Origin of the sequence: Ahrensia sp. R2A130 (assembly GCF_000179775.1) — a bacterium.
Classification (GTDB): domain Bacteria; phylum Pseudomonadota; class Alphaproteobacteria; order Rhizobiales; family Rhizobiaceae; genus Pseudahrensia.
In genome coordinates this window covers 158,827-174,182 of record NZ_AEEB01000003.1, presented here as the reverse complement: position 1 = coordinate 174,182, position 15,356 = coordinate 158,827, and the positions used below count along the sequence as shown (strand labels likewise).

The window sequence follows — 15,356 nt, the reverse complement described above, 5'->3', positions numbered from 1 at the left end:
ATCAATGAGCCTTAAGGTGTATGGATTGACGCATGCGTCAATTGTCCATTCGAGGTGGATTGAAACGCCGCTAGGCGGTTCTAACCACTGGATTTTTCCGCGATTGACCTGAGCGCGTCGCAGATGTGGACGAAGGATTGCGCGGCTTTTCCACCGGCATGGCGGGCACGAAGGTAGCCGTGGATGAGGCTCGCTTCTTCGATATAGGTCGCTTGCCCGCCAGCCGCGTTGATGCGCTCGCAATAGACTTTTCCGTCATCGCGAAGTGGGTCGCATTGGGCCGAGAAGACTGTTGTCTGTGACAGGTTGGAGAAGTCTTCGTCCTCGAGCGGCGATGCTTTGGCGTTGGCCAGTCGGGATATGTCGCCGCCTGCCCGCATGGATTTGTAGGCGCGGGTGTCGGCGGTGGAGAGACCGGGTGCGTTCGCGTGTTCGACAAACGAACCTCGGGTGAGGTCCGAGCCGAGCCCGGGATAGACCAACACCTGCCCCACCGGTGCTTTCGGGTGGTTTCGTTTCTCGTGGCAAACGGCTGCCGCCAGATTCGCACCGGCGCTGTCGCCGAAGGTGATGATCGGCAGATCGTCACGCGTCACATGTTCGAAGGCCGCCATGGCATCGTGCCAATCTTGCGGGAACGGACGTTCCGGCGAGAGCGCGTAGTCGACAGCGGTGAGCAGCATTCCGGTTGCATCCGCCACCTGAAGGCACAGGTCGTGATGGCTTTCGAGCGAACCGAGTACGTAGCCACCACCGTGGAAGAATAGAATTTGCGCGCCAGCGTTTTGCCAACCGGAGGGCATATAGCGGCGGATGGGAATGTCGCCGCGTTCGTTCGGGATCACTTCATCGCGAGTCTCTATCTGCGGCAGATCATCGGGTCGAAAGTCTTCGCTGAGAGCGTCGTACATTTGGCGTTGTTCGGGGATCGACGCGGTAGTTGCGTCAACTGGATAAAACGCTTCGGTGCGGGCGATGAAGGTTTTGATGTCATCGTCGAGAATGCGGGCGTAGTCGTCTGCGGTCCACGTTCTGATCGTCATGCGAAGGCTTTTAGATCGGTTGCTGGATCGGCGGCAACAGCTTTCGGCACGTTCCCACCAGCTTCCAAAATACGTCGTGCCATCATGAAGGCCGGAGCGTCGTTCATGGCATCGACCGCCAACAACTGCTCGCCGCGATAGTACCAGATGGATTGGGCGCCTTCGCGTTTTCCGGGGCGCAATACGGTGTCGTCGTAACCGCTGTTCAGGCCGGCGATCTGCAATTTTACGTCGTATTGATCGGACCAGAACCACGGTTTCGGTTGATACTCTGCTGCCTGCCCCATCATGGCCCGCGCCGCCGCCTCGCCTTGCTGGATTGCATTGGGTACCGATTCGATACGGGTGCGCTCTTCGTTCCAGATGATGCTGGCGCAGTCTCCGGCAGCGAAAATGCTCTCGTCGGACGTGCGGCAATCGCCATCCACCGCGATGCCGTTTTCGATATGCAGCCCTGCCATTTCGGCCAAATCGGAACGCGGCACGACACCGATTCCCACCAGCACGACATCGGCTTCTATATGACCGCCATCGGAGAGGTTGGCTCCGGTCACACGACCGCCCTCGCCTGTCAGTTCGGAAATTCCGGTAGCTTCGACAATTTCGACGCCATGGCTCTGGTGTAGATCGCGGTAGAACTCCGAGGTCTGAGGTGACGCCACGCGCTGCAGAATACGGTCGGCCATCTCAACGACCGTGACTTGCTTTCCTGCCTTCGCGGCAACCGCTGCCACCTCCAGCCCGACGTAACCGCCGCCGATCACCAGTAGCTTTTCGCCCGCTGCAAAGGCTTCTGACAGCAGGTCGGCATGGCGTTTGGAGCGGAGTACGAAAACACCATCCAGAGTGCCGCCCATTTCCGCAGGCAGTCTGCGTGGTCGCGCGCCCGTGGCGAGCAGCAGCTTGTCGTAAGCCAGTACTGAACCATCGTATGCGTGGAGCGTCTTCGACTCGCGGTCGAGCGCCTCGATCCGCAGGCTGTCGCGGATAGTGATGCGGTTGCCGTCATACCACTCACGCGGACGAAGCAGCAGGCGATCCACCGGCAGCTCGCCTTTGAGATAGGCTTTGGACAGCGGCGGCCGCTGATAGGGCAGCACCGGCTCATCCATCACAAGCGTGACGGGAATTTCCACATCATGCTTGCGAATTTCCGCCATTGCTGACGCTGCTGCCTGCCCACCGCCGATGATAACCACGCCCGACAATTTTAGCGCCCGATTGCGTCCAGCGTGGCGAACAAATCATCATCCACCGCGATGCCATCGGCTTCCATGTCGGCGCGAAGTGCGGAGCGGCGTGCACCGGGAACACGGGCACCGTCTTGCGATTCGATGGATGCAGTGAGCGCAGCAATCCGGTCCGTCGCACCGGGGCCGCCGATCTTGTCGGGGTCGATGACGATAAGAAACTGGCCGACGCCTGGCGATTCGCCTTCTGCATCGAAGAACGAGGTCGCATTGGCAGCCGTGTTTGCACCGGTCAGACAAGCGGCGAGAATTTCCACCATCAGCGCCAGCGCCGTGCCTTTAGCGTCGCCCAGCGGCACCATGGTGCCGGACAGGCCGGTGGCCGCGTCGGTCGTCGCCTGCCCATCCTGACCCAGCGCCCAGCCTTCGGGAATAGCATCGCCCTTTTGTTTTGCCGCCATCAATTTGCCGCGCGCGACTTTTGAAAGCGACACGTCCACCACCACCGCATCACCGTTGGAACGCGGCGCGGCGAAAGCGATGGGGTTGGTGCCGAATGTCGCCTGCGATCCGCCCCAAGGGGCCATCGCGGCGGGTGTGTTGGCGAAAAGCAGCGCCACCAAACCTTGTGACGCCATTTTCTCGACGATCACACCGGCGACGCCGCAATGGTGCGAATTGTGAAAGCCTGCAGCAGCAATACCCTGCTCTTTTGCCATGGCAGGCAGTTGTTCAAGTGCCATGTCGAGAGCCGGATAAGCGTAGCCCTTGGCGACATCGACACTCAATGTGCCGGGCGCGGTACGGGTGAGTTTCGGAGTGGCATTGCCGTCCACCTTCCCGCTTTGTGCCTGTGCGGCATAGCTTTCAACACGGCGCAGGCCATGCCCGGTCTGGCCTGCAAGTTCGGCTTCTACCAGCGCAGAAGCGACGGAGCGTGCATTCAACTCGCTAGTGTTGCAGCGCATAAAAATACCCGCGACAAAATCACGGAGTTCAGCGGGAGATAGTTTGCGGCTCATGCGGATGTTTCCAGATGTTGAAGAACCTTATCGGCGATCAATTCGCTGACGCGGCTGTTTGATTCGACCGTCACGCCTGCAATGTGCGGTGTGGCGATGAGATTGGTGAGACCGGCGAATTTCGCGCCCGCCTCTGCGGTAAGCGGTTCGACCTCGAAGACATCGAGTGCTGCACCACCGATCATGTTTTCAGACAGCGCGTAGGCGAGCGCTGCATCATCCACCACGCCACCACGGGCCGCGTTGACGATGATCGCGTCGTCCTTCATCGCGGTGAGGAATTTCGTGTCGACCATGTGGCGGGTGCCTTCCGTCAGCGGCACGTGCAGGCTGATGACGTCGGCCAGTTCCGCCACACCATCGAGTGACACATTACGGGCGTGCTGCCAGACGGGGTCGGTGCTCGGCAAATGCGGGTCGTAGGCGACGACCTCCATACCCATCATCAGCGCCCTGCCCGCTACTTCGCGCGCAATCGCGCCGAAGCCGATAAGGCCCATGGTCTTGCCCGCCATTTCGCGACCAACCATCGCCTGTCGCGGCCACTCGCCAGCCACGACCGATGCGGTGCCGGTATATGACGTCCGTAGCAGCGCCATCGCGGACGTGATGACGTATTCAGCGACGGAGAGATCGTTTGCGCCGGTGGCGGGAATCACTTCGATGTCACGTGATTTGCACGCCGCCACATCTATGTTGTCGAGGCCGACGCCGAGGCGGCCCACGCAGGTGAGCTTGCTTGCACCTTCCAACAGTGCGCCCCGCACCTGTGTGCGGTTGCGGACCACGAGAACCTTTGCATCCGCTGCCAACTTCGCCAGCTCGTCCGGCGCATCCACAAGCGCAGGATCGTAATGCGTGTCATGAACGGCACTGAGGCGGTCCACCGCGGCCTCGTCCATAAATTCGGTGATGACGATGTCGGGCATATGTATCTCGGCGTATAATGACGTTCCATTCGTTCTATCGGCAGGATGTGTGCGGCGAAAGCGACGTTTTGCGGTTCTTGCATCAGCGCAACACGACCCAGCCATTTCGCTTCCATAGCCCACCGCCCGTTTGCATCATTTCGGGGAAGCGTTTAGGAAGCCGCCAACATCGGCGGAGACATGTTCGCCGCACCATTTCAGTTTGCTCAAGGACGTTGAACCCGTGTCCACATTCGACAAAGTCGCCGACATCATTTCCGACACTTCCGAGATCCCCCGCGAGGAGATCAAGCCGGAGTCCCACACCATCGACGATCTGGGCATCGACTCGCTCGATTTTCTCGACATCGTGTTCGCCATCGACAAGGAATTCGGCATCAAGATCCCGCTGGAAGCCTGGACGCAGGAAGTGAACGACGGGAAAGCCACCACCGAGGAATACTTCGTGATGAAGAATCTCGTTGCCAAGATCGAACAGTTGATCGCTGCCAAGGCCTAAGGTTTTCGGGCCACCGCCATGCTGCTTGAATATTTCCAGATGATCGACGGCGTCTCCTCTATCGAGGATGACGACGAAGGTGCTGTGCGTTTGGTCGCTCGTTCCATGGTTCCGGAAAAAAGCCCTGTGTTCGAGGGCCATTTTCCCGGAATGCCGCTGGTGCCGGGCGTGTTGCTGATCGAAACCATGGCGCAGGCCAGCGGTTTTCTGCTCATGGCATCGCTCAATTTTTCCGCCATGCCGTTTTTGGCCGGTGTGAAGAACGCGAAAATGCGGACCTTCGTCGACCCCGGCACGCCGCTCGACATCGCAGCCGAGTTGGAGCACCGCGGTTCCGGCTTCGCCATGGCGAAAGCGGCCATCACCAGCGACGGCAAAAAGATTTGCGACGCACAACTGACGTTAAAGACGCTGGACTTCCCCGATGACACATTCGCCACGATGATCCGCAGTCGTGCCGCTGAACTGGACGTTCCGGCCCGCTATCTGCCGCAGGAATAGTTGGGAATGATGCGGTGGGGCTTTCCCATCGCGGTTTGGCACCTTACATAACGCCATCCACTCATTTGCCTTCAGGTCGCCCGTTCATGGCCGCAGACAAACAACCCGTTCTCATCACCGGCATTGGCCTTCTATCGTCCCACGGCGAAGGCCCGCAGGCGCATCTCGATGCTATGGCTGGCGGCAAGCCCGCCAATGTCAATATCGAGCGCTTTGCGCCTTACCCCGTCCACGCGCTGGGCGAGGTGGATTGGTCGCAGCAGATTTCGCGCCGCGACATGCGGCAGATGGAAGGCTGGCAACGCATTGGTACCTATGCCGCTGGCCTCGCGCTGGATGATGCCGGTGCCAAGGACAACGAAGAACTGTGCGGACGCATGGACATGATCATCGCTGCCGGTGGTGGCGAGCGCGACGTGGAAGTCGATGCCAGCGTCATGGAAGCGGGCCGCACTGCCAACGACCGCGAAGCGCTGTTGAACGAACGCCTATCGAACGATCTGCGCCCGACGCTTTTTCTAGCCCAACTTTCCAACTTGCTCGCTGGCAACATCTCCATCGTCCATAAGGTCACCGGTTCATCCCGCACCTTCATGGGTGAAGAAGGCGCAGGCATTTCTGCCATCCGCACGGCGTTTGCCCGTGTCGAATCCGGCCAGAGTGACATCGTTCTGGTGGGCGGGGCCTTCAACGGCGAACGCGAAGACATGCTGCTGCTGTTCGAACTCGGCCACTATCTGACAAAAGATGAACTGCAGCCCGTGTGGAGCCGCGAAGGCCACAAGGCCGGTTTCGCGCAGGGATCAATCGGAGCATTTCTGGTGCTCGAAAGCGCCGACCACGCCAAAAAGCGTGGCGCAAAAGCATATGCGCGGCTGAACGAAGTAATCGGTGAACATGGCCGCCGCACCGCAGGTGCAGGTCGCGCGCGTTTGAACGATGCGTGGAACCGGATGCCGGACAAAGATTTCGACGGCGTGATGAGCGGTGCCACAGGTGCCGCCCCCGCGACCGCTATGGAAGCCTCATGGTTGCGCGATGGTGTGCCCGATCTGCCGGTACGGGCCTTCGGCTCGCTCTTCGGCCACGGTGTCGAAGCGCAATTCCCGTTGGGCATCGCGCTGGCGGCCTTGTCGGTCAACAAAGGCGAAATGCCTCCGCCGTTTGAAGGCGCAGAACGACCAGCGGCCAAACCGGCAACTGCCGTGTTGGTCACCGGCGTCGGCCATCACAGGTCCGAAGGGCTGGGCGTGGTCACAAAATTGAAAGATGAAGGACAGGCCCGATGAGCAAATTTACCGACCATTTAGGGCGTCCCATCGTTGCCATCACCGGCGTCGGCGTCGTCTCCTCGCTTGGCAAAGGCAAAGATGAAAACTGGGCGAAACTGACGGCTGGTGAATCCGGTATTCACCGCATTGACCGCTTTTCCACCGACGGGCTGAAGACCAGCGTCGCCGGAACTGTCGACTTCATGGAGTTGGACACCCACAGCGCACCTGCCCTGTCGCTGGCACTCGCCCGCACAGCAACGCGGGAAGCCGTGGATCAGGCTTCGATCGACGGTGAAAAATTTCCCGGTCCGCTTTTTCTCGCAGCCCCGCCGGTGGAGATGGAGTGGCAGCACCGCTTCGCGCTCGACCAGGAGGTCGATGAAGGCGAAGGCTATGGCCGCCTGCTCGCCGCCGCCCGCAAAGGCGATCATTCCGACCTCTATGAAATGCTGCAGTTCAACTGGATTGCAGACACGCTGGAAGAAGAATTCGGCACGGACGGCCTGCCCGTTTCGCTGTCCACCGCCTGCGCCTCCGGTACTACCGCGGTGCAGATGGGTGTAGAAGCAATCCGTCGCGGCGAAACAAATGCCGCGCTTTGCGTCGGCACTGACGGTTCGGTGACAACCGAGTCGCTCATCCGCTTTTCGCTGCTTTCCGCGCTGACCACACAAAACGAAGACCCGACCAAAGCTGCCAAGCCGTTCTCCAAAGACCGTGATGGTTTCGTCATGGCGGAAGGCGCCGGTGCGCTGGTGCTGGAATCGCTTGAAAGCGCCACGGCGCGTGGCGCAGAAGTTCTCGCAATCGTGCGCGGTTGCGGCGAGAAGGCCGACCATTTCCACCGCACACGTTCGTCGCCCGATGGCTCCCCCGTCATTGCAGCTGTCAGTCTTGCGTTGGAAGATGCAGGCGTTGCGGTGGACGAGATCGACTACATCAACGCCCACGGCACATCGACGCCGGAAAACGATCGCATGGAGTACAACTCGCTGAAAGCCGTGTTCGGCGATGCGATCCACACCACGCCGATTTCTTCCAACAAGTCGATGATCGGCCACACTTTAACGGCGGCCGGTGCCATCGAAGCGGTGTTCTCCGTACTCACACTGCAAAACGGCCTGATGCCGCCGACGATCAACTACGGCAATCCAGACCCGGACATTCCGCTGGACGTTGTGCCGGACAAGGCGAGGGAAGCGACCGTGCGAAATGTGTTGTCGAACTCCTTCGGTTTCGGCGGGCAAAATGCCTGTCTGGTGTTGAGCCAGCCGAACGGGTAAACCGGCCGCTTACGCGGAGTAATTGCCGCTCAATTTTCACTATTTTTCGAGGCCATCATGCGCGCGCTTCAACTCGTCTCCGACCGCGAAACCAAGGCGGTCGATCTGCCAGAACCGGATGCACCAGCCGCTGGCGAAGTGCAGTTGCGCGTTCGAGTTGTGGCGCTGAACCATCTCGACGTTTGGGGCTGGCGCGGCATGGCGTTCACCCAACGCGAAATGCCACTGACCATCGGCGCAGAAGCCTCCGCCGAAGTGGTGGCGCTTGGCGAAGGCGTGAGCGGGTTGAAGCCGGGCGATCTTGTTTCGATCTTCGGCGCGCGCACCTGCGGAAAATGCGCGGACTGCCGCGCCGGACGCGACAATCTTTGCGATCACGTCGAAGGCGTTCACGGCTTTCACCTCGGCGGCTTCGCCCGCGAATTGGTCAACATTCCGGCCCGCCAATGCGTGCTCGTGCCCCCGGGTTGCGATGATGTAGGAGCAGCACTTGCGCCGATTACCATCGGCACCTGCGAACACATGCTGTTCGACAACGCCAAGCTGCTACCGGGCGAAACCATTCTCATTCAGGCGGGTGGTTCAGGCATCGGCACAGCGGCAATTCAGTTGGCAAAAGCCATCGGCTGCACCGTCATCACCACCGTCGGCAGCGACGACAAGATCGAACCCGCGCTCGCGCTGGGCGCTGACCATGTCATCAATTACCGCAAAGACCGCTTCGAAGGTAAGACGCGCAAGCTGACCAAAAAGAAGGGTGTTGATGTCGTTTTCGAGCATGTTGGCAAGGAAACTTGGGCGGGCTCCATGTTGGTGATGAAGCGCGGCGGACGTTTGGTCACTTGTGGTTCCACATCGGGCGTGTCTGCTGAAACCAACCTGATGATGTTGTTCCAGCGCCAGCTGCGCCTTATCGGCTCCTTCGGTTGCCGCATGGAAAACATGGTCACGTCGATGGATAAAATCGCGGCAGGCCACGTGAAGCCGGTGATTGATACCGAGATCGAATTCGGCGATCTGGCCACCGCGCTTGAGCGCATGGAAAGCCGCAAGGTGTTCGGCAAAATCATCATGCGGATGTCGTAAGGCCAGCATGGCCCGCCTGATCCGTAACCCTCATGTCGAACGTGCTGCGCTCAAGCTGAAGAACACGAGCGACTGGATCGTCGCAAAACTTATTGGCGCATTGCTGAAGGTAGTGCGCCTGCTGCCGCCGGAACGCTCCACCGCCATGGCGGAGCGTATTGGTCGTCGCTTAGCGCCCATTCTGCCTCGCAGCAAATTGGCTCGCAAAAATCTGCGTCTCGCCTTCCCTGAAAAATCCGACGACGAGATCGAGACACTGCTGCGCGGTGTGTGGGGCAATGTTGCGCGCGGTATCGCGGAATATGTGTTTCTCGACCAGCTGTTCGATTTCGATGTCGAAAATCCCACGGCGGGTCGTATCGAAGTCTGCGGCATCGAACAATTCGTGAAACTGCGCGACAGCGGCAAGCCGGTCATCATCTTCACCGGCCATACCGGTAATTTCGAAATTCTGCCCATCGCTGCGGCAGCTTACGATCTCAATGTCACCGCAATGTTCCGCCCGCCCAACAACCGCTATCTCGCCGAAAAGCTGATGAAGGCTCGCAGTACAGCGAGCGGCCATCTTGTGCCGTCACGGGTTGGTGCCGCGTGGTCGCTGGCGCGTATTTTGGATAATAACGAGGCCGTGGGGCTTCTCGCCGATCAGGCGTTCACCACCGGCCCGCGCATCACGTTTTTTGGGCGGGAGGCATCCGCCAACCCGGTGGCGGCGAAGCTAGCACGGCAATATGATTGCGACATCCACCCTGCCCGCTGTGTTCGTCTGCCCGAGGGCCGTTTCCGCTTGGAACTGCACGAAGCCATCGACATTCCACGCACCGCCAATGGTGACGTCGATGTGCTGGGAACCACCGAACGGATCAATGCGATCATCGAAGGTTGGGTGCGCGAAGAGCCGGAACAATGGCTGTGGCTACACGACCGATGGAAGATAAAAGCCGACCCCAAAAAGGCTTGGCGCGAAGCCCGCGCCAAGCAACTTAGAGATAAAAACTAGCCAATCTTATTCGGCTGGAACCAACGCTTCGTCACCGCCGTAATACAGGCCAACAGCGTGGCGGGCGACGGCGAAGAACAACCAACGGTCCATGAACACACCAGCGAATAGAGACGCCGTTCCGATCACGCGCAAGAAGCCGAAGCTTGGCGCATAGGTGGCGATGATGAGGCAGATTACCGGCACCACAAGGCCCAGGACCAGCGCGATGCGCCAGAACTTGTCTTCGTGTTTGCGGGCCACCCGGAAGGCCATCTCATTGGTCAGGTAATTACCCATGGCATGGGGGCGTTCCAGCAGGCGCACCTTGCCCAAACCGCCAAGGCCCGTGGCGCTTTCCATCGAACTATCACCATAGCCCACAGTGCGGGCGCGGTTCATCCAGACCATGCGAATACCCCATGTGATAATGAGGAAGACAATCGCCAACCAGTTCCAGATCGCAGCAGAATCGGTGCCCGCTTCACGCCCGAAAAACGTGAGGTAGAGCATCGTGCCGGTGGTGAGCGAAACGGCGAGATAAGACGCCAAAGTCCACATGGTGTGCCAGGCAGGAATGGTGCGGAGTGAGCCGTAAATCATCGCGGTGGAGGCGACGGTGGCAATGGACAGGAACGCTGCAATGTAGCCAAGAACCGAGTTGAACTCGTCCATGAACAAGCTCATCAGCGCCAACAGGCCGAGCGGAATGAAGGTTAGAATCGCCAACACGCCCTCGCGCGACAGCCATGACGAACGCCACTGACTGAAAGCGCGCCATGCCCGTTGTGGATTGCCAAGATGCAAGGTCGAACACAGCAGGCCGATGGCGATGAGTGCGAGCGCTAATATCCACGCAATCTTGGTGGCAAGAAAACCGGGATTACCGTGGCCTGTGCCAAGTACAATAGCGAGGCCGTAGCCAGCGCCGGAAAGCGATGTGAACGCGATAACGGAAAGTGCGGGATGCATCAGTTCGCTCCTTTTGCCGAGCCGCCGGATAGCGCGCGGTCGATCCAACCCAGCAGGCCATCGGCGCTGGATGTGTCGTTCGCGTCTGCAGCGCCTGCGGCTGGCATTGCGCCCTCGCCGAGCGCTGTGCGTTTGCGCGGTGGCAGGTATTTGTTCACGGGCTTGTTGCCCTGTTCCGGCATCAGATCAAAGCCGCCACGGTCTGCAACGAGCTGTGAGACTGCGGAGTTCGGATCACCCAAATCGCCGAAGTGGCGCGCGCCGGCGGGGCATGTTTTTACGCATGCTGGCTGGCGGTCAATCTCTTCCAGTTCCTCGTTGTAGATGCGGTCGACGCAGAGCGTGCACTTTTTCATCACACCGGCGGCAGCGTCCATTTCGCGAGCGCCATAGGCACAGGACCAGGCGCAGAGGCCGCAGCCGATGCACTTGTCTTCATCCACCAATACGATGCCGTCCTCGACGCGCTTGTAGGATGCGCCGGTGGGGCAAACGGTGACGCAGGGGGCGTCTTCGCAGTGCAGGCAGGATTTCGGAAAGTGGACCACGCGGGCTTCACCGGCCATGCCTATCACCTCGCCCACGCCCTGCCCTTTGGGCTTGGCAAGTTTGGGTTCGGGCATAATCTCGAAGGTGTGGATGCGGTTCAGCCATGAGCCTACAGGTTCAGCACCATACGGGTCTTGGTCCGACAGCGGCACGCCGTAGCCGGAGGTGTTCCATTCTTTGCAGCTGACCACGCAGGCGTGACAGCCAACGCATGTGTCGAGATCGATGACGAGACCGAGCTTTTTGTCGGTCGTTGCGGGAAGCATGGTCATGCGTTGCCCTCCCTTTCTTTCGTCCATTGCAGGCCGTAGCGCAGTTCATCCGGGTTGGCGGTGCCGCCCTTCTGATAGCCCAGAACAGGTTCAGTCACTGCATCGCCTTCAGGCGCTTTTTCGATGTTCACCCGCAGATCGTACCACGCGGCTTGGCCGGTGATCGGGTCGGAGTTCGCCCAGCGATGGCCGTCGCCCTTGGGCGGTAGCAGCTCGTTGATGAGGTGGTTGAGCAAGAAGCCTTTGGTGGCCTCCGGCGCATCCTTATCGAGGCTCCATGCGCCACGACGTTTGCCGATGGCATTCCACGTCCACATGGTTTTGTCGTTGACCGCATCCATGCGGGCGATCTGAACTTTGATCTTGCCGTGGTAGGATGTGATCCACGCCCAGTCTCCATCGACCAAGCCCTTCTCGTCACAGATGTTGGACGGCACGTAGAGCGGGTTCTTGGTGTGGATCTGGCGCAGCCATGCGTTCTGGCTGCCCCATGAATGGTACATGGCCGCCGGTCGCTGGGTGAGCGCGTGAAAGGGGAATTCTTCCTTCGTGCGGTCGCCGAGACCTTCTTCTTCGAATGGCGCATACCAACATGGCAGCGGGTCGAAGGTGCGCTCGATGCGCGCGCGCAATCGGTCAGGCGGCTGGCGGTCGCCGTGGCCTTGGGCGGCTAGGCGGAACTTTTGCAGCACTTCGCTGTAGAGGTTGAAAGTCACCGGCTGGGGCGCATCGTAGAAGCCCATGTCCACGGCGAAATCCTGATAGGCGGCGTTGGCGTGTTTGAAGAATAACGCCTCTTCCGGCAGGTGCGTAACGGAGAACGAGCCGTTTTCTTTATAGCGTTCGAGCTGATCTGGGTTCGGTTCGCCGCGACCTGCCTTATCGCCGTTTTCGCCACGAAAACCGGCGAGCGGGCCGATGCCCGGCTTACGCTGGTGGTTGACGATGTAGTCGGCATAATCCTTGAACTTCGGCGAACCATCTTCATTCACCATCCCCGGCAGGCCGAGGCGAGCGCCGAGGTCGAGGACGACGGACTGAAAGCCGCGTACTCCTTCATGTCCGGGACGCTTCGGTTCGACCACCGGCCAGCGGATGGAATCCACCACCGCTTCCGGCTCGGAACACGGGCGGTCCAGCAACGAGATGCAGTCGTGGCGTTCAAGATAGGTCGTGTCCGGCAAGATGAGGTCGGCATAGGCGACCGTCTCGGAATTATAGGCATCGGAATAGATGATGCGCGGAATGACATAGTCGCCGTTCTCGTCTTTGTCCGTCAGCATTTCGATGGTGCCACGGGTGTTCATGGACGAGTTCCACGCCATGTTCGCCATGTACATGAACAGTGTGTCGATCTTGTACGGGTCGCCCGCGTGCGCGTTGGCGATGACCATGTGCATCATGCCATGGGCGGACATTGGGGCGTCCCATGTGTAGGCCTTGTCGATGCGGATGGCGGAGCCATCATCGTCCAGCAACAGGTCTTCCGGACCGTGGGGGTAGCCGAGATGCGGGCCTGCCAGCGGGCCGTCGGGCGCTTCCGTGTTGCTGTAAGCGTGGGGCTTCGGGTGCGCCGTGAACGGCTTCGGGTAACTTGGCTTGCAGCGAAAACCGCCGGGGCAATCCACCGAACCGATGAGCACCTGAAGCACATGCAGCGCACGGCAGGTCTGGAAGCCGTTGGAGTGGGCCGAGATACCGCGCATGGCGTGCATCGAGACGGGACGACCGATGAAACGCTCGTGGCGCTCGCCCTTCATGTCCGTCCACGGCTGTTCGATCACGATCTCTTCTTCGAAGGCGACCTTGGCGATTTCAGCGGCGAGGCCGCGAATTGTGTCGGCATCAATGCCGGTGGAATCAGCTACCGCTTCCGGCGCGTGTTCGGGCTTGGAGTATTCCGCCGCCATCAACGTGAACACCGGACGCGCGGTGCGGCCCTTCATGGGGCCAGCGGTGATTTTCACCGTCTGGGTGAGCGACGGAGCAACGCCCTTTTTGTGACGCGAAACCGCTTTTCCGGTGGCGCTATCGACCACCAGTTCCGCACCATCTTTGTCGCGGGCGATGAGGCCATCGTCTGCCGTACCGGGCGCGTCCACCACGAGGTGCGGCGCGTTGGAATAGCGGATGAGGTAGTCGAGATCGATTTTACGGTTGCGGAACAGTTCGTAGATTACCGACAGAATGAGTTGGCCGTCTGTGCCGGGGCGGATGCCCAGCCAGTTGTCGGCCACCGCGCTGTAGCCGGTGCGAACCGGATTGACGGAAACGAAACGTCCGCCGTTGCCCTTCAGCTTGCCGATGCCCATTTTCAAAGGGTTGGAATCGTGGTCTTCCGCGACGCCGAACATGATGAAAAGCTTGGTGCGATCCCAGTCAGGCGTTCCAAATTCCCAGAACGCGCCGCCGATTGTGTAGATGCCGGCAGCGGCCATGTTCACGGAACAGAAGCCGCCATGCGCCGCATAGTTGGGCGTGCCGAACTGTTGCGCCCACCATGAGGTGAGCGATTGCGACTGGTCGCGGCCTGTGAAGAACGCCAGCTTGCGCGGCGTTTTCTTCAGCGGCTCCATCCAGTCGACGGCGGTTTGCAGCGCCTCTTCCCAGCTGATTTCCTCAAACTCGCCGGAGCCACGCGGGCCGACACGCTTCATCGGTGCCTTCAAGCGGGCCGGTGAATAGTGCTGCATTATACCGGCGGAACCCTTGGCGCAAAGCACGCCCTGGTTAACCGGATGATCGCGGTTGCCCTCGATATATCGCACCTTCATCTCGCCGGTTTCGTCCGGTTTGAGATACACATTGATGCCGCAACGGCAGGCGCACATATAGCACGTGGTCTGCCGCTTTTCGCCGATTGGCTCGGAGAGTTTCAGTTTCGGCTGGTCGTGAACGGTCATCCCGGTTCTCCAGTTATGCGAGTGCAAGACGCGCCAGGCCGGAAGCGGCCAGCAGCATCAACAATAGAAGGCAGAAGGGTTTGTAATAGCGTTCGAGGCGCGGCCTGAACAAAGCCTGACCCAACAATACACCGGCGATAACCACCGGCGCATAGGACAAACCGCGCAAAATGCCCGTCCAGTCCATGATGCCGAAGCCGACCTGATAGCCCAGACCAACCACCGATGAGATCGCGAGATAAAGCACCAGCGTGGCGCGCATGATGATGGGGGTTTGGTCCTGCGACAGCACGTAAAGCGCCACCACCATTCCGCCCACCATGGCGAGGCCGGTTGCAAGACCGGCTGCAACGCCGCTCAAGACAACGCCAACAGTGGTTGCCAGAAATGCGAACCGCACTTTCGCCAGTTGGGCGATGGCCAACACGATAATCATGCACAGTGCGATGATGCGCGACTGGTCCACCGGCAGTGTTGTGGTGAGGTATAGACCGATGGGTTGGCCCATCATGCCACCCAGCACCAGCAGAATTGCGATGCGCCGATCCGCCTCGCGCCATCCGCCGCGCACCATCAACAGCGTTGCCGCCGTTTCCAGCCACCACAGAATAGGAATGAGTTGGAGCGGCGACAGGACCAAAGCCGCGCTGGCCATCACAAGTGCGGACAAGGCGAAGCCCGAAAAGCCGCGCACCATTCCCGCGGCGAAAACCACCACGGCAAGATAGGCTGCTTCCCAGGCTGTTAGTCCAACGCTTGCCAACCATGCGGTCAAACGGCTCCCCTCGCAGTCAGTTCAGTCGTTCGGCCACGTTCGATTGAACGTGACGCGCATTCAACCCGGCGGCAATCCC

The 15,356-nt window shown here is 60.0% G+C and carries 14 protein-coding genes; 6 read left to right on the top strand and 8 right to left on the bottom strand.

Annotated features, from left to right (window positions below; translation table 11 throughout):
• Nucleotides 1-80: 80 nt before the first annotated feature.
• The 4 genes from R2A130_RS01590 to R2A130_RS01575 are packed head-to-tail and all read right to left on the bottom strand — an operon-like array spanning nucleotide 81 to nucleotide 4,184.
• Complete coding sequence (locus R2A130_RS01590) at nucleotides 81-1,043, bottom strand: alpha/beta hydrolase (RefSeq protein WP_009463078.1); 963 nt, start codon at nucleotides 1,041-1,043, stop codon at nucleotides 81-83.
• On the bottom strand, nucleotides 1,040-2,251 hold the full coding sequence (locus R2A130_RS01585) for an NAD(P)/FAD-dependent oxidoreductase (protein ID WP_009463076.1): 1,212 nt from the start codon (nucleotides 2,249-2,251) through the stop codon (nucleotides 1,040-1,042). Before R2A130_RS01585 ends, R2A130_RS01590 begins: the two co-directional genes overlap by 4 nt.
• Nucleotides 2,252-2,253: 2 nt before the next feature.
• A complete protein-coding gene (locus R2A130_RS01580) occupies nucleotides 2,254-3,255 on the bottom strand; it encodes an Ldh family oxidoreductase (protein ID WP_009463074.1) in 1,002 nt (333 codons plus the stop codon).
• Nucleotides 3,252-4,184 (bottom strand): hydroxyacid dehydrogenase, encoded by a 933-nt coding sequence (locus R2A130_RS01575; RefSeq protein WP_009463072.1) that lies wholly within the window; start codon nucleotides 4,182-4,184, stop codon nucleotides 3,252-3,254. The genes R2A130_RS01580 and R2A130_RS01575 overlap by 4 nt, the downstream gene beginning before the upstream one ends.
• A gap of 223 nt (nucleotides 4,185-4,407) precedes the next feature.
• Here R2A130_RS01575 and R2A130_RS01570 point away from each other — a divergent pair, with 223 nt between their 5' ends.
• The 6 genes from R2A130_RS01570 to R2A130_RS01545 all read left to right on the top strand — a co-directional run bounded on the left by R2A130_RS01570 (nucleotide 4,408) and on the right by R2A130_RS01545 (nucleotide 9,827).
• The gene (locus R2A130_RS01570) at nucleotides 4,408-4,683 is read left to right on the top strand and encodes an acyl carrier protein (RefSeq protein WP_009463068.1); all 276 of its coding nucleotides are present in this window, start codon (nucleotides 4,408-4,410) and stop codon (nucleotides 4,681-4,683) included.
• An 18-nt stretch (nucleotides 4,684-4,701) separates the two neighbouring features.
• Complete coding sequence (locus R2A130_RS01565; protein ID WP_009463066.1) at nucleotides 4,702-5,184, top strand: 3-hydroxyacyl-ACP dehydratase FabZ family protein; 483 nt, start codon at nucleotides 4,702-4,704, stop codon at nucleotides 5,182-5,184.
• 86 nt (nucleotides 5,185-5,270) lie between these two features.
• On the top strand, nucleotides 5,271-6,473 hold the full coding sequence (locus R2A130_RS01560) for a beta-ketoacyl-ACP synthase (protein ID WP_040304502.1): 1,203 nt from the start codon (nucleotides 5,271-5,273) through the stop codon (nucleotides 6,471-6,473).
• Nucleotides 6,470-7,741 carry a beta-ketoacyl-ACP synthase gene (locus R2A130_RS01555; protein ID WP_009463062.1) on the top strand — a complete coding sequence of 424 codons (1,272 nt, stop codon included), beginning with the start codon at nucleotides 6,470-6,472 and terminating at the stop codon, nucleotides 7,739-7,741. Before R2A130_RS01560 ends, R2A130_RS01555 begins: the two co-directional genes overlap by 4 nt.
• Before the next feature lie 57 nt (nucleotides 7,742-7,798).
• On the top strand, nucleotides 7,799-8,827 hold the full coding sequence (locus tag R2A130_RS01550) for a zinc-binding dehydrogenase (protein WP_009463060.1): 1,029 nt from the start codon (nucleotides 7,799-7,801) through the stop codon (nucleotides 8,825-8,827).
• A 7-nt stretch (nucleotides 8,828-8,834) separates the two neighbouring features.
• The gene (locus R2A130_RS01545; protein WP_009463058.1) at nucleotides 8,835-9,827 is read left to right on the top strand and encodes a lipid A biosynthesis lauroyl acyltransferase; all 993 of its coding nucleotides are present in this window, start codon (nucleotides 8,835-8,837) and stop codon (nucleotides 9,825-9,827) included.
• Nucleotides 9,828-9,833: 6 nt separating this feature from the next.
• Here R2A130_RS01545 and R2A130_RS01540 read toward each other — a convergent pair whose 3' ends face one another.
• From R2A130_RS01540 to R2A130_RS01525, 4 genes are read right to left on the bottom strand one after another with little or no spacing between them, the layout of a single operon-like run.
• The gene (locus tag R2A130_RS01540) at nucleotides 9,834-10,778 is read right to left on the bottom strand and encodes a DmsC/YnfH family molybdoenzyme membrane anchor subunit (RefSeq protein ID WP_009463057.1); all 945 of its coding nucleotides are present in this window, start codon (nucleotides 10,776-10,778) and stop codon (nucleotides 9,834-9,836) included.
• Complete coding sequence (locus tag R2A130_RS01535; protein WP_009463056.1) at nucleotides 10,778-11,599, bottom strand: 4Fe-4S dicluster domain-containing protein; 822 nt, start codon at nucleotides 11,597-11,599, stop codon at nucleotides 10,778-10,780. Before R2A130_RS01535 ends, R2A130_RS01540 begins: the two co-directional genes overlap by 1 nt.
• Nucleotides 11,596-14,502 (bottom strand): molybdopterin oxidoreductase family protein, encoded by a 2,907-nt coding sequence (locus tag R2A130_RS01530; RefSeq protein ID WP_009463055.1) that lies wholly within the window; start codon nucleotides 14,500-14,502, stop codon nucleotides 11,596-11,598. The genes R2A130_RS01535 and R2A130_RS01530 overlap by 4 nt, the downstream gene beginning before the upstream one ends.
• Before the next feature lie 13 nt (nucleotides 14,503-14,515).
• Entirely contained in the window at nucleotides 14,516-15,277 is a 762-nt protein-coding gene (locus tag R2A130_RS01525) for a sulfite exporter TauE/SafE family protein (RefSeq protein WP_009463054.1), read from the bottom strand.
• Nucleotides 15,278-15,356: the final 79 nt, after the last annotated feature.